Source organism: Streptomyces sp. NPDC014656 (genome assembly GCF_043084305.1).
Lineage (GTDB): Bacteria > Actinomycetota > Actinomycetes > Streptomycetales > Streptomycetaceae > Streptomyces.
The window spans coordinates 562136-574159 of the sequence record NZ_JBIBZN010000003.1 but is presented as its reverse complement, the minus strand read 5'-3'; the positions used below and the strand labels follow the sequence as shown (position 1 = coordinate 574159).

General features: G+C 74.5%; 14 protein-coding genes. 10 read left to right on the top strand and 4 right to left on the bottom strand.

The genetic code is table 11. The features are described 5' to 3' along the window. The first annotated feature begins 138 nt into the window (after positions 1 to 138). A complete protein-coding gene (locus tag ACF1ED_RS09865; protein ID WP_391758419.1) occupies positions 139 to 2019 on the top strand; it encodes a CocE/NonD family hydrolase C-terminal non-catalytic domain-containing protein in 1881 nt (626 codons plus the stop codon). A gap of 19 nt (positions 2020 to 2038) precedes the next feature. Here the strand turns inward: ACF1ED_RS09865 and ACF1ED_RS09860 are convergent, their stop codons facing one another. Further along, a complete protein-coding gene (locus tag ACF1ED_RS09860) occupies positions 2039 to 2626 on the bottom strand; it encodes a nucleosidase (RefSeq protein ID WP_391758417.1) in 588 nt (195 codons plus the stop codon). Between the two features lie 239 nt (positions 2627 to 2865). Here ACF1ED_RS09860 and ACF1ED_RS09855 point away from each other — a divergent pair, with 239 nt between their 5' ends. Both ACF1ED_RS09855 and ACF1ED_RS09850 read left to right on the top strand, forming a co-directional pair. Then, the gene (locus tag ACF1ED_RS09855) at positions 2866 to 4023 is read left to right on the top strand and encodes a PP2C family protein-serine/threonine phosphatase (protein ID WP_391758415.1); all 1158 of its coding nucleotides are present in this window, start codon (positions 2866 to 2868) and stop codon (positions 4021 to 4023) included. A gap of 150 nt (positions 4024 to 4173) precedes the next feature. Continuing rightward, the gene (locus ACF1ED_RS09850) at positions 4174 to 4539 is read left to right on the top strand and encodes a luciferase family protein (protein ID WP_391758413.1); all 366 of its coding nucleotides are present in this window, start codon (positions 4174 to 4176) and stop codon (positions 4537 to 4539) included. A gap of 22 nt (positions 4540 to 4561) precedes the next feature. Here ACF1ED_RS09850 and ACF1ED_RS09845 read toward each other — a convergent pair whose 3' ends face one another. Next, the gene (locus tag ACF1ED_RS09845) at positions 4562 to 5080 is read right to left on the bottom strand and encodes a PaaI family thioesterase (protein WP_391758411.1); all 519 of its coding nucleotides are present in this window, start codon (positions 5078 to 5080) and stop codon (positions 4562 to 4564) included. Positions 5081 to 5195: 115 nt separating this feature from the next. On the opposite strand from ACF1ED_RS09845, the gene ACF1ED_RS09840 reads away from it, so the two are divergent. Next, the gene (locus ACF1ED_RS09840) at positions 5196 to 5666 is read left to right on the top strand and encodes a winged helix-turn-helix transcriptional regulator (RefSeq protein ID WP_391758409.1); all 471 of its coding nucleotides are present in this window, start codon (positions 5196 to 5198) and stop codon (positions 5664 to 5666) included. Positions 5667 to 5731: 65 nt separating this feature from the next. Beyond that, a complete protein-coding gene (locus tag ACF1ED_RS09835) occupies positions 5732 to 6604 on the top strand; it encodes a YhjD/YihY/BrkB family envelope integrity protein (protein ID WP_391758407.1) in 873 nt (290 codons plus the stop codon). Here ACF1ED_RS09835 and ACF1ED_RS09830 read toward each other — a convergent pair. Continuing rightward, a complete protein-coding gene (locus ACF1ED_RS09830) occupies positions 6598 to 7425 on the bottom strand; it encodes an ABC transporter permease (protein WP_391758405.1) in 828 nt (275 codons plus the stop codon). The genes ACF1ED_RS09835 and ACF1ED_RS09830 overlap by 7 nt on opposite strands. Next, positions 7422 to 8330, bottom strand: a complete 909-nt coding sequence (locus tag ACF1ED_RS09825; protein ID WP_391758403.1) for an ABC transporter ATP-binding protein — start codon at positions 8328 to 8330, stop codon at positions 7422 to 7424. Before ACF1ED_RS09825 ends, ACF1ED_RS09830 begins: the two co-directional genes overlap by 4 nt. 133 nt (positions 8331 to 8463) lie before the next feature. On the opposite strand from ACF1ED_RS09825, the gene ACF1ED_RS09820 reads away from it, so the two are divergent. The 5 genes from ACF1ED_RS09820 (at position 8464) to ACF1ED_RS09800 (ending at position 11960) form a co-directional block, all read left to right on the top strand. Next, on the top strand, positions 8464 to 9720 hold the full coding sequence (locus ACF1ED_RS09820) for a sensor histidine kinase (RefSeq protein WP_391758401.1): 1257 nt from the start codon (positions 8464 to 8466) through the stop codon (positions 9718 to 9720). After that, positions 9717 to 10463, top strand: coding sequence for a response regulator (locus tag ACF1ED_RS09815; protein WP_391758399.1), 747 nt, complete (start codon positions 9717 to 9719; stop codon positions 10461 to 10463). Before ACF1ED_RS09820 ends, ACF1ED_RS09815 begins: the two co-directional genes overlap by 4 nt. 83 nt (positions 10464 to 10546) lie before the next feature. Next, the gene (locus ACF1ED_RS09810) at positions 10547 to 11050 is read left to right on the top strand and encodes an NUDIX domain-containing protein (protein WP_391758397.1); all 504 of its coding nucleotides are present in this window, start codon (positions 10547 to 10549) and stop codon (positions 11048 to 11050) included. 81 nt (positions 11051 to 11131) lie between these two features. After that, complete coding sequence (locus tag ACF1ED_RS09805) at positions 11132 to 11344, top strand: hypothetical protein (protein ID WP_242483824.1); 213 nt, start codon at positions 11132 to 11134, stop codon at positions 11342 to 11344. A gap of 118 nt (positions 11345 to 11462) precedes the next feature. Then, the gene (locus ACF1ED_RS09800) at positions 11463 to 11960 is read left to right on the top strand and encodes a peptidylprolyl isomerase (protein WP_391758395.1); all 498 of its coding nucleotides are present in this window, start codon (positions 11463 to 11465) and stop codon (positions 11958 to 11960) included. The last annotated feature ends 64 nt before the right edge of the window (positions 11961 to 12024 follow it).

The window sequence follows — 12024 nt, the reverse complement described above, 5'->3', positions numbered from 1 at the left end:
GGCGGACTGGGTCGTTCCCGCCCCCTTGCGTGACCCGTGCGCCCTTCGTGCGCTCTGGCCGCTCCCTTCCCGATACGTGAGGCTTGCGTGCGTCCGTATGACGGACAGTCACACTCCAGTCGAGAGGAACGGGTGCACGTGCCCCAGCCCAGCTCCACCCCCGACGGCCCGTCCGAGGAGTTCCCGGGATTCCCCGGGGCCGGGACGGCCCTCACCGAGGCCGACGCGGACCGCGTCGCCGCCGACGGCCTGTGGGCCTCCGGCGGGACGGTCCACCCCGGGGCCGTCCGCTTCGGCCAGACCGTCCTCACCGCCCTCCTCGCCGACGGCGCGACCGCCGGGGAGACGCTCCCCGCCGGACTCGCCGAACGGGTCGCGCGCGTGCGCGGCCTCGCCCTGCCGGGCTACCACCGGATCGAGACCGACGACGGCCACCGCCTCTCCGCCTTCAGCCTGCGGCAGCTCGCCCCGGGCCCCCACCCCCTCGTCGTCGTCCCCTCCGGCTGGACCCCCTTCGGCTGGGGCCTCTTCCCCGGCGCCTACATCGCCCTCGCCCTGCGCGGCTACCACGTCCTCGCCTACACCCCGCGCGGCCTCGGCATCCCCGGGCTCCCCACCACCTCGGAGGGGTACGTCGACGTCGCCGGCCCGCGCGACGTGGCCGACGGCTCCACCGTCGTCGACTTCGGCATCGAGCGGTTCGCCCCCGCCGTCACCGGCTTCCTGGGCGAGTCCTACGGCTCCGGCATCAGCCAGCTCGTCGCCGCCCACGACGAACGGGTCGCCGCCGTCGTCGCCCTCAGCACCTGGGGCAACCTCGCCACCAGCCTGTACGAGAACAGGACCCGCCACCTGGCCGCGGTGAAGGCCCTCATCGGCTTCACCGGCGGACCCGTGGAGGAGAAGTTCGACGAGGAGAACCGGCGGATCCTGGACGACTTCCTCAACGACCGGAACCTCGACGCGGTCGTCCGCTGGGGCGAGCGCCGCTCCCCGGAGACGTACACCGACCTTACCGACGAGCACGGCACCCCCACCTTCTTCTCGAACACCTGGCACGAGAGCCTCTTCGCGGTCAACGAGGCCGTCGACACCTTCGACCGGCTCCGCGTCCCCAAGCGGCTCAACCTCTGGATCGGCGACCACGCCGCCCCCGAGGGAGCCGGCCTCCTCGGCACCACGCCCGGCGCCCCCGACCCCGTCCTGGACGAGGCGTACGCCTGGCTCGACCACCACCTCAAGGGCGAGCGCAACGGCGTGGAGGAGTGGGACGAGGTCTGCGGCCAGGTGATGTTCACGTACGTCACCGAGCCCGCGACCGACCCGGTCACCGGACGGCCCACCGGCGCCCGGCGGATCGTCGAACCCGCCGTCCGCGAATCCCGGCCCACCTGGCAGGACGTCACCGTCGGCCACGAGTTCCTCGGCCTCACCGGCGAGGGGGCCGGCGGCACCGACGGCCGGCTCGTCGCCCCCGGGGAGGACGGGGAGACGACCGGCTGGCGCCGCACCTTCCTCGCGGGCGTCGACACGGAGGCCACCGCGATGGGCGAACTGCTCAGGACCGGCCAGGCCGAATGGAGGGGCGACCCCAAGATCTACGACACCCGCAAGATCGACCGGCGGCACGCCCTCGCCTGGACCACCGCGCCCCTCGTCCCGGCGGACGGCGGCCCCGTCGGCCGGCGCGTCCGCGGCGTACCGAGGCTCCGCCTCACCGTCCGCTCCACCGTCTCCGCGGCCGGTCTCATCGCCCACCTCTTCGACGTCGCCGAGGACGACACGGCCCGCATCATCACCCACGAACCGCTCAACGCCCACGACCTGACGCCCGACCGGGACACCACCGTCACCTGGCGCCTCCAGGCCGCCTCGTACGACATCCCCGCCGGCCACCGGCTGATGCTCGTCGTCGACAGCAAGGACCCGTTGTACGGGGACGCCTCCGTCACCTGGACGCAGACCGGACTCGGCTCGCCGCCCGAGGCCGCGTCCTTCCTGGAACTGCCGCTGGGCTGAGGCGGCGGCGGGGACGGCGTCAGGCGCGGTACGCCGGGATGTGGGCGGCGGCCCAGTCGGCCAGCTCGCGGGAGCAGGCGGCGACCGACTCGCGCCAGGTGCGGTCGGCGCCGTCGCCGGCCTCGTCGCTCACGTGCTTCACGATCCGCAGCGGCACCCCGGCGAGCTCCGCGGCGGCGGCCAGGGCGTACCCCTCCATGTCGACCAGGGGGGCCCGCTCGGCCAGCCGCGCCCGGGCGGCCTCGTCGGAGATGAACGCGTCACCGGTGGCGAGGACCACGTCACCGCCGTCGGGGAGGGCGATGGGGGCGCCGTACGTCTCGCCGGTCAGCGTCGCGAGGAGCTCGCCGTCCAGGTCGTGCTGGACGACCGTGCCGACGACGTGCGTGCCCGTCCAGCCGGAGCGCAGGGCGCCGGCGGTGCCGAGGTTGACGATGCCCGAGGGACGCGGCCCCCGGGCCAGGGCGGTGGCGAGCGCGGTCGCCGCGTTCACCTTGCCCATCCCGGTGAGGAGCACGGGCAGGGCCGTGTCGAGGAACTGCGCCTCCTCCTTGACGGCGAGGACGAGCAGCGGGCGGTCGGGGGCGATGTCTCCCAGGAGTTCCATGGGCCCCACGCTAATTCGCCCGGCCCGGGACCGTACAGCCGGTAGGGGGACGGGCGCGGGGCGGGGGAGCGAAGAAGAGTACCGACCGGTAGCCTCGGGCCGTACGTGATCAGATCCCGCATCGCCGCACAACCGTTCCCCGCGCCGGTGCGCACCGTGCGCGGAACGCCGCCCGCTGGTGCAATGGGGTGAGCGGGCGCCCGTCGCCCGCCCGATGGCCGCACGGCGGTGGAGGTGTCGTGGCGGAACGAGGAGAGGCACCCCCTCCCACCCCGGTCGTCCCCGGGCGGGCGTCCGCCGGGGCGGCCGGGCGGCGTCTCGCCGAGGCCCTGGCCGCGGCGATCGGCTCCATCGGCACCACGCTCGACGAGACCACCACCTGCCGCGAACTCACCGCCTTCCTCGCCCGGCACCCCGGCGGTACCGCCACCGTCGAGCTGACGCCCGCGAGCGCCGAGGGCGCCGGTCCGGCCCCCGCACCTCCCTCCCCGCCGGCGCACGGCGGGGAGGAGGCCGTCCACGCGCTGACCGTCCCGCTCGCCGTGGACCGCGAGCGCCCCCTGGGCACGGTCACGGTCGCCCGTCCCGCGCAGCCGTACACCGAGGACGACCTCGTCGTGCTGCGGCAGGCGGCACGGCTCGCCGCCCGTCACCTCCGGCACGCCCGGCGGCTCGCCGCCACCGAGGACACCGCCCTCCACCTCCAGCGGGCACTCGTCGCCGAACCCGGCAGGCCCCACCCCAACCTGGAGATCGCCGGCCGCTATCTGCCCGCCGGGCCCCGGACCCTGGTCGGCGGCGACTGGTTCGAGACGGTACGGCTCCACTTCGGCCGGAGCCTGCTCGTCGTCGGCGACGTCATGGGCCACGGCCTCGACGCGGCCGTCGACATGAACGCCTACCGCTCCGCGCTCCGCGAGGTGGCCGCCACCGACCTGCCGCCCCACCGGGTGCTGCGTCATCTGGACGCGGTCGTCGCCGAGGACGGCGCCCGCCGCCCGGCGACCTGCCTCCTGGTCCGGGTGGACCCGGGGCGCGGCACCGCGACCTTCGCCGGCGCGGGCCACCTCCCGCCGGCGGTCTTCGGAGCGGACGGCTCGGCCGAACTCGTGGACCTGCCCGTCGGCCCGCCGCTGGGCACCGGCGTCGGTGGCTACGAGCCCGTCACCCGGCCACTGGCCGAGGGCGACACGCTGCTGCTCTTCACCGACGGCCTGGTCGAGCGCAGGGGCGAGGACATCGACGTCTCGCTGGCCCGGCTGGCGGGGCTCCGGCTGCCCCCGGACCCCGGACCGGAACGGGTCGTCGACGAGGTCCTCGCCCGGCTCGACGCCCACCACGCGGAGGACGACGTCGCCGTCCTCGCGGCCCGCGTCCGCAGCCGCCCGGCGACCTGACCCGGAGGCGGTGACGGAACGCTTCCCCGACCCCACCCACGGTGGTGACAATCCGTCACCCCGCCCTCGCCGGCCGACGGTTTCCGGCCTCGACGGGATTCTTTCGCCAGGACGCTTGTGCCGCGCCCCGGAGCCCGGCACGCTCCTCGTATGAACACGGCCAGGCATGCCAGTGAACGTCTGATGAGCTGGCCCTCGCTGACCCGTGGCCGTGCGCACTGCGGTGCGGAACTCGGTCTCGGGACGGCGACGGAGGAGATCGTCCACTTCCACGGCGAGCACGAGGCCGACGTCCACCTCACCCGCGCGATGGTCGCCAGGCTGCGGCCCGCCCTCCAGAACTCCACCGCGGTACGGCTCCGGGCCGGGTCCGGCTGGGTGACGGTCCTGCTCGACGCGGGGTCCGACATCGACCTGCTCGCCACCCTGGTCAGCGCCGCCCTCCAGGCCACCGCGGCCCCGGACGCGGCTCCCGACCGCTGTACCCGCGCCCGCCCGGTCCTCGTCCAGCGCTGACCGGACGGGCGCGCGCCGGGCGTCAGGCGCGAGCGCCGTCGCCCGTCTCCCGGCCGGGAACCGGGAAGAGCATGCAGGTGCTGGTGGCGTGGGCGAGGAGCCGGTCCTGCCCGTCGTACAGCCCCGCCTCCGCGAGCGCGGTGCGCCGGCCCTGCGAGATGACCGTGCCGACGGCCCGTACCTTGCCCGTGTCCGTCGTGATCGGACGCAGGAAGCGGGTCTGCAGGTCGAGCGAGGTGTAGGCGGTGCCCCGCGGGAGCGTGGTGTGCACCGCGCACCCCGCCGCCGAGTCGAGCAGCGTGGCGTAGACCCCGCCGTGCACGCTGCCGATCGGGTTGTAGTGCTCCTCGCCCGGCTCCAGGACGAAGACCGCCCGCCCGTGCTCGGCCTCCTCCAGGGAGAACCCGAGCAGCGCCGCGATCGGCGGGCCCGGCAGCCGGCCCGCGATCATCTCGCGCAGGAAGTCGAGCCCCGCCATCGACGCCGCCGCCCGCGCGGTGGCCCCGGCGTCCTCCCACTCGACCGTCCGTGACCGCCCCATGACCACTCCGCTCCGTCGTTCCCGGCCGCCGTGGCGACTGCTGGCTCTGTACTGCGAAGCTAGACCTCGTGCCGGCTGACTGTCAACGACGCAGCCAGCTGGCTAGAGTGTGACGATGAAGTGGCTGGAGACGGACACCGAGAACTGCTCGGTCCGGCGCACCCTGGACCTCGTGGGCGAGAAGTGGAGCCTGCTCATCCTGCGCGACGCCTTCAACGGCGTCCGCCGTTACGACGACTTCCACCGCCACATCGGCCTCTCCGAGGCCGTCCTCGCCGACCGGCTCCGCAAGCTCGTCGCCGCCGGAGTCCTCCGCAGCGTCCCCTACCGGGAACCCGGCGCCCGCACCCGCAACGAGTACCGGCTCACCCCCAAGGGCGTCGACCTCTGGCCCGTCATGCTCGCCCTCAAGCAATGGGGCGACACCCACACCGGCGGCCCCGAGGGCCCCGCCCTGGACATCCGCCACACCGCCTGCGGCTCTCCCGTCCAGGTCGTCGTCCGGTGCGCCGGCGAGGACGCCGAGGTCCTCACCGCCCGTGACGTCACCGTCGCCCCGGGCCCGGGAGCCCGCCCCCTCCCCTGACCCGGGCCCACCCGTTCGGCCCCATCACTGCGGTACCCGCCGCTCCGGCGGGTACCGGACCATGCATGCCCCCCACCCCCGGTACGCCGAGCGACCAGCCGCCGCCCGAACACGTCCCACGGCTCCGCCGGCTGCACGCCCGCCTGCTCGACTCGTCCGTGGGGCTCGCCTGGAACCGCGGCCGCGCCATGGAACTCATGCACCGCGCCATGGGATTCGCCGCCCTCAGCCTCCTCACCCTCGTCCCCCTCCTCATCGTGGTGGCCGCCGCCGACCTCTCCCGCGGCCAGGGCTTCGCCCGCTGGCTCATCCAGGGCCTCGGCGTCACCGAGGTCTCCGAGGAAGAGGTCGAACAGCTCTTCGGCCAGCCCGGTCAGGCCCTCCAGCGCACCACCGCCTTCGGCCTCGCCGCCCTCGCCGCCTTCGGCGTCACCTTCGGCTCCGCCGTCCAGACCGGCTACGAACGTGCCTGGGACCTCCCCACCGCCCGCTGGCACACCATGTGGCGGCACGTCGTCTGGCTCGCCGTCCTCATCGTCGCCCTCCTCCTCTTCGTCGCCTTCCCGGCCCCCGAACGCGCTCCCGCCGGCGTGACCGCCCTCGTCGCCCTCGGCGACCTCATCGGCACCTTCCTCTTCTTCTGGTGGTCCCAGCGCTTCCTCCTCTGCGGCCGCATCCGCTGGCGCGCCCTCCTGCCCGGCGCCGTCCTCACCGCCCTGGGCCTCCTCGGACTGCGGATCTTCTCCCAGCTGGTCTTCTCCCCCCTGATCGCCTCCAACGCCGTCACCTACGGCCAGTTCGGCACCGTCCTCGTCCTCCAGTCCTGGCTCGTCGGCGTCGGCTTCGTCGTCTACGGCAGCGCCCTCGTCGGCCGCCTCGTCCACGAGACCCGGGTCCGCCGGCGCCTCACCCGCACCGACCCCGACCCGCCTCACTGATCCCGCCGACGCACCGTCACCACCGACACCACCACCGCCCCCACGACCCAGGCGCCGTACACCAGCCACGCCCCGCCCGTCGTCCACGGGAACGGACCCGCCAGCCCTTCCCCGGCCAGCCGCTGCCACGCCCGGAACGGCGTCCCGTGCCCCAGCACCGCCGTCAGCCACCGCTCCTCGCTCAGCACCATCGGCAGGAACAGCAGCAGCGCCACCGCGCCGACCACCGCCGCCGCCCCGCGCCGCACCAGCGTCCCCAGCGCCATCCCCGCCAGCGCGCACACCGGCGCCAGCAGCGCCGACGCCACCACCAGCCGCACCGCGCCCGGATGACCCGGCGACACCCCCACGCCCCGCAGCGACAGCACCGCCTGCGACGCCCCGAACGAACCGCCCGCGACCACCGCCCCGAACCCGGCCTGTACCCCGGCGAGCACCAGCGCCTTCGCCGATATCAGCGCCCCCCGGGCCGGCACCGCCGCGAAGGCCGTCCGCACCTGCCCGCTGCCGTACTCGCCGACCACCGTCACCGCGCCCATCGCCGCCGAGCACAGCACCAGCACCATCGCCGCGTTCCCCGTGAACGCGTCCCCCAGGGCCATCCCGTCCGCCACGAACGCCGCCCGGGACGCCTCGTCGTACGCGAACCAGTACCGGTAGTGGTCCCAGGCCGTGCCCACGTTGAACGCCATCACCGCCAGCGCGCCCAGCAACAGCGACCAGCCGGTCGACCGCAGCGACCACAGCTTCAGCCACTCCGACCCCACCAGATCGCGGAACCGGGCCCGCGGCTCCACCACGTGAACGACCGACGCCGTCACCGGGCACCTCCTGCCGTGTAGTCGGCGCTCTCCGCCGTCAGCTCCATGAACGCTTCCTCCAGGGAGGCCCCGCGGGTGGTCAACCGGTGCAGCACCACCCGGTGCTCCGCCGCCAGCTCACCGATCCGGGCCGCGCTCAGCCCCGTCACCGTCAGCAGGCCCTCCTCCGCGACCACCTCCGCACCCGAGGCCAGCAACAGCGGCGCCAGCACCCCCGGATCCGGCGTCCCGACCGCCACGCTCGGCCGCGCCCCGCGCGCCGCGAACTCCGCCAGGCTCTCCTCCGCTATCAGCCGCCCCCGGCCGACCACCACCAGGTCGTCGGCCGTGTGCTCCATCTCGCTCATCAGATGGCTGGAGACGAACACCGTCCGCCCCTCTCCGGCGAGCCGCCTGAACAGCTCCCGCACCCAGCGCACCCCCTCCGGATCCAGCCCGTTCAACGGCTCGTCGAACAGCAGCACCGGCGGATCACCCAGCAAGGCGCCCGCCATGCCCAGCCGCTGCCGCATCCCCAGCGAGAAGCCGCCGATCCGCCGCCGCGCCGCGGCACCGAGCCCGACCTCCTCCAGCACCTCGTCGACCCGCGCGAGCGGTATCCGATTGCTCCGCGCGAGGACCGACAGGTGCGCCCGCGCCGTCCGACCGCCGTGCACGTCCGCGGCGTCGAGGAGCGCGCCCACGTGCCGCAGCCCGCGCGGCCGGTCCGCGAACCGCCGGCCCCCGACCGTCACCGCGCCGCTCGTCGGCGCGTGCAGACCGAGGACCATCCGCAGCGTCGTGCTCTTCCCCGCGCCGTTGGGCCCGAGGAAGCCGGTGACCCGGCCCGGCCGCACGGTGAAGGTCAGCCCGTCGACCGCGGTGGTGGCGCCGTAGCGCTTCGTGAGTTCCCTGACTTCGATCATGTCCACCACGGTGCCGCCCCGCCCCGCCCCCGGGCATCAGACCAGGACCGACAATCACGCGACGGGCAGTCATCCCCGGTCGTACAACCTGGGTCTGATGACCCGACACGTCCCCGCGATCTACGATCCCCGCATGTCAGCGACCTCGGCAGTGCCGCTCCGCGAACGGGTCACGCCCGGCTGGTGGGCCGCGCTCGCCTGGCTCGCCGGCCTGCTCTTCACCGTGCTCCTGCGCATGCGCCTGCCCGGTCAGGAAGAGGCCGACGTGCTCGTGGGCGTCGTCTTCCTCCGCTGGGACGGCCTCACCATGCTCGGCCTCGCCACCGCCCTCGCCCTCCGCGGCAGCGCGCTCCTCGACCGCAGGCCCACCGCCGGCCTCGGCCACCTCCTCGCCGCCGCGGTCCTCTGCTCCTTCCCGCTGGGCGTCACCGCCATACCGCTCGCCCAGTACCTCGCCGTCGACGTCGCCCTCTACGCCATCGCCGTCCACCGGCCGACGAAGGAAGCCGAGCGCGCCGCCCTCCTCGCGGTCGGCGTCGTCCTCGGCCACCTCGCCGTCCGGCTGCTCGCCGGCTGGACCGCCGGCACTACCACCGCCCTCGCCGTGCTCTCCACCGCCGGCGCCGTCTGGCTCCTCGGCCGCTCCGTACGCCAGAACCGGCTCCACGCCGAGGAGACCCGCACCCGCGCCGCCGAACAGGCCGTCATCGCCGAACGGCTCAGGATCGCCCGCGAGATGCACGACACCGTCGCCCACAGCATCGGCATCGTCGCCCTCCAGGCCGGTGCCGCCCGCCTCGTCATCGACAAGCGGCCCGAGCTGGCCCGCGAAGCCCTCGGCGAGATCGAGACCGCCAGCCGCGAGACCCTCGCGGGCCTCCGGCGGATGCTCGGCGCCCTCCGCGCCGCCGACGCGCCCGCCACCCCGCCGGACATACCGTCCGGCGCCCCCGCCGAGCCCGACCCGCCGGGCCTCGCCGCGCTCGACCGCCTCGCCGAGACGACCGGCGCCGCCGGGGTCCGCGTCACCGTCCGGCGCGTCGGCGCGCCGCGTCCCCTGCCGCCCGACATCGACCTCTCCGCCTTCCGCGTCCTCCAGGAGTCCGTCACCAACGTCGTCCGTCACTCCGGGGCCGACCGCTGCACCATCACCGTCGACCACCGCGACCCCGAGACCCTCGCCCTCACCGTCGAAGACCCCGGACCCGCTCCCGGCCGTCACCCCGATCGCCACCGCGACCGGGCCGGCGCGGGCTCCGGCTACGGCCTCGTCGGCATGCGCGAGCGCGTCGGACTGCTGCACGGGGAGTTCACCGCCGGGCCCCGCCCCGGCGGAGGGTTCCGCGTCACCGCCCACCTTCCCGTCCCACCAGGAGCCACCCCCGCATGAGCGACACCACCACCGCCCCCGCCCCCGCCCCCGCCCCCGCGCCCCCGGTCCGGGTCGTCCTCGCCGACGACCAGCCGCTGGCGCGCACCGCCCTGCGCATGGTCATCGCCGAGACCGACGACCTCCTCGTCGCCGGCGAGGCCTCCGACGGCGCCGAGGCCGTCCGGCTCGTCGAGGAGACCGGAGCAGACGTGGTCGTCATGGACCTGCGCATGCCCGGCGTCGACGGCATCGAGGCCACCCGGCGGATCACCTCGGGGAAGACCGGCGCCCGCGTGGTCGTCCTCACGACCTTCGACGCCGACGAGGACGTCTTCGGCGCGCTCGACGCCGGCGCCTCCGGCTTCCTGGTCAAGGACATGTCCGTGGCCGACATCCTCGCCGCCGTCCGCGTCGTCGCCTCCGGCGACGCCCTCATCGCCCCCGGCGTCACCGGACGCCTCATCAAGCAGTTCACCCGCCGCCCGCGCGAAGGACGGGGCGGCCCCGGGACCGGTCCCTCGCCCGCCGCCCTCCGGGTCGCCGACCGCACCACCGAGCGCGAACAGGAGGTCCTCACCCTCGTCGGCCGCGGCCTCTCCAACACCGAGATCGCCGACGAACTCCACATCACGCTCGCCACCGTCAAGACCTACGTCACCCGGCTCCTCGCCAAGCTCGAAGCCCGCGACCGGGTCCAGCTCGTCATCCTCGCCTACGAGACCGGACTCGTCACCACCGGAGCCGATCACACGATCCGGTGATCGGCCCCGGAGCGGCCGGGCGGCCCGCGGCGGACCGCTTGGATGGAGGACGCCCCCATCGGTCCGTCGAGAGAGAAACCTCCATGACGCACACCTGGCTGCCGCCCGTCGAGTACGTCGCGACGCTGCCCAGAGCGACCGCCTACTCCTGCCTCTACTTCACCGACACCGCAGGCCGCACACTCCAGCTCCGCGCCACCCGCGGCGAGGACGTCTGGCAGTGGCCCGGCGGGAACATGGACCCCGGGGAGACCCCCTGGGAGACGGCGGTGCGGGAATGCCGGGAGGAGACCGGCCTGGTCTTCGGCGGGGAACCGAGACTCCTCGGCACCCACTTCGTCGGCGACCGCGGCGCCGACTGGCCCGCCAACCACATCGGCTTCATCTTCGACGGCGGCGAGCTGACGGACGAACAGATCGCCTCCCTCGTCCTCGACCCGGCGGAGCACACCGCCTACGCGCTGCGCACCGTCGACAAATGGCGGCGGGAGATGCACCCCGGCGAGTTCGCCCGCCTCGCCGCGGTCGACCGGGCCCGCAGGACGGGCACCCCGGTCCACCTGGAGACCGCTCCGGCCGGCGCCTGACCCGCTCCCGGCCCGCCCGCCGGAACACGGGCGGCGGGCCGGGACCCGTAACCCTTTCCCTCCCCAGCAGTTGACCAGGGCATGAAGAAGCGCAGCATGCTCGCCATCGCCTCCCTCGCCGCAGGCGTCGTCACCGCCCTCGTCACCCCGCCGCCGCAGGCCAGCGCCGCCGAGAGCCCGCTCGGCGGGGCCACCGGACTCCTCCAGGAGGAGGGCGCCGCGACCGTCCTCCACGAGACCGTCACGACCGTGGAGAGCACCGTCGCCGACAGCTCCGCCCAGGGACTCCGCTGACCCCGGACCCCACCGCCGCCGGTGCCCCGCGCCGCACGGCGCGGGGCACCGGCGCGTCATGACCCGCCGGAGGGCGGCCCGTGCGCGCGACGCGCGCGGGTAATGACAGGATGTCCCCATGAGCAACAACGTTTTCTTCGACATCACCATCGACGGCAAGCCGGCCGGCCGGATCGAGTTCCAGCTGTTCGACGACGTCGTCCCCGACACGGCCAAGAACTTCCGTGAGCTCGCCACCGGCCAGCACGGCTTCGGCTACGAGGGCTCCTCCTTCCACCGCGTCATCCCCCAGTTCATGCTGCAGGGCGGCGACTTCACCGCGGGGAACGGCACCGGCGGCAAGAGCATCTACGGCGAGAAGTTCGCGGACGAGAACTTCAAGCTGAAGCACGACCGCCCGTTCCTGCTCTCGATGGCGAACGCGGGCAAGAACACCAACGGTTCGCAGTTCTTCATCACCACCGTCGTCACCGACTGGCTGGACGGCAAGCACGTCGTCTTCGGCGAGGTCGTCCAGGGCCAGGACGTCGTGAAGCAGGTCGAGGCCCTGGGCTCCGGCTCCGGCGCCACCAAGGCCAAGATCACGATCGCCAAGTCCGGCGTCGTCGAGGGCTGACCCGACTCCACCCGGCACGTCGCGGCACGGGGCGGCGGGAGCGGAAATCCACCGGATTCCCGCT

Bases quoted from the DNA above. Each gene is read 5' to 3' on its own strand.
- ACF1ED_RS09845 (WP_391758411.1), bottom strand. From the start codon at position 5,080: ATGGGGCGGTCACGGACGGTCGAGTGGGAGGACGCCGGGGCCACCGCG.
- ACF1ED_RS09850 (WP_391758413.1), top strand. From the start codon at position 4,174: ATGAACACGGCCAGGCATGCCAGTGAACGTCTGATGAGCTGGCCCTCG.
- ACF1ED_RS09835 (WP_391758407.1), top strand. From the start codon at position 5,732: ATGCCCCCCACCCCCGGTACGCCGAGCGACCAGCCGCCGCCCGAACAC.
- ACF1ED_RS09860 (WP_391758417.1), bottom strand. From the start codon at position 2,626: ATGGAACTCCTGGGAGACATCGCCCCCGACCGCCCGCTGCTCGTCCTC.
- ACF1ED_RS09805 (WP_242483824.1), top strand. From the start codon at position 11,132: ATGAAGAAGCGCAGCATGCTCGCCATCGCCTCCCTCGCCGCAGGCGTC.
- ACF1ED_RS09825 (WP_391758403.1), bottom strand. From the start codon at position 8,330: ATGATCGAAGTCAGGGAACTCACGAAGCGCTACGGCGCCACCACCGCG.
- ACF1ED_RS09815 (WP_391758399.1), top strand. From the start codon at position 9,717: ATGAGCGACACCACCACCGCCCCCGCCCCCGCCCCCGCCCCCGCGCCC.
- ACF1ED_RS09810 (WP_391758397.1), top strand. From the start codon at position 10,547: ATGACGCACACCTGGCTGCCGCCCGTCGAGTACGTCGCGACGCTGCCC.
- ACF1ED_RS09840 (WP_391758409.1), top strand. From the start codon at position 5,196: ATGAAGTGGCTGGAGACGGACACCGAGAACTGCTCGGTCCGGCGCACC.
- ACF1ED_RS09820 (WP_391758401.1), top strand. From the start codon at position 8,464: ATGTCAGCGACCTCGGCAGTGCCGCTCCGCGAACGGGTCACGCCCGGC.
- ACF1ED_RS09800 (WP_391758395.1), top strand. From the start codon at position 11,463: ATGAGCAACAACGTTTTCTTCGACATCACCATCGACGGCAAGCCGGCC.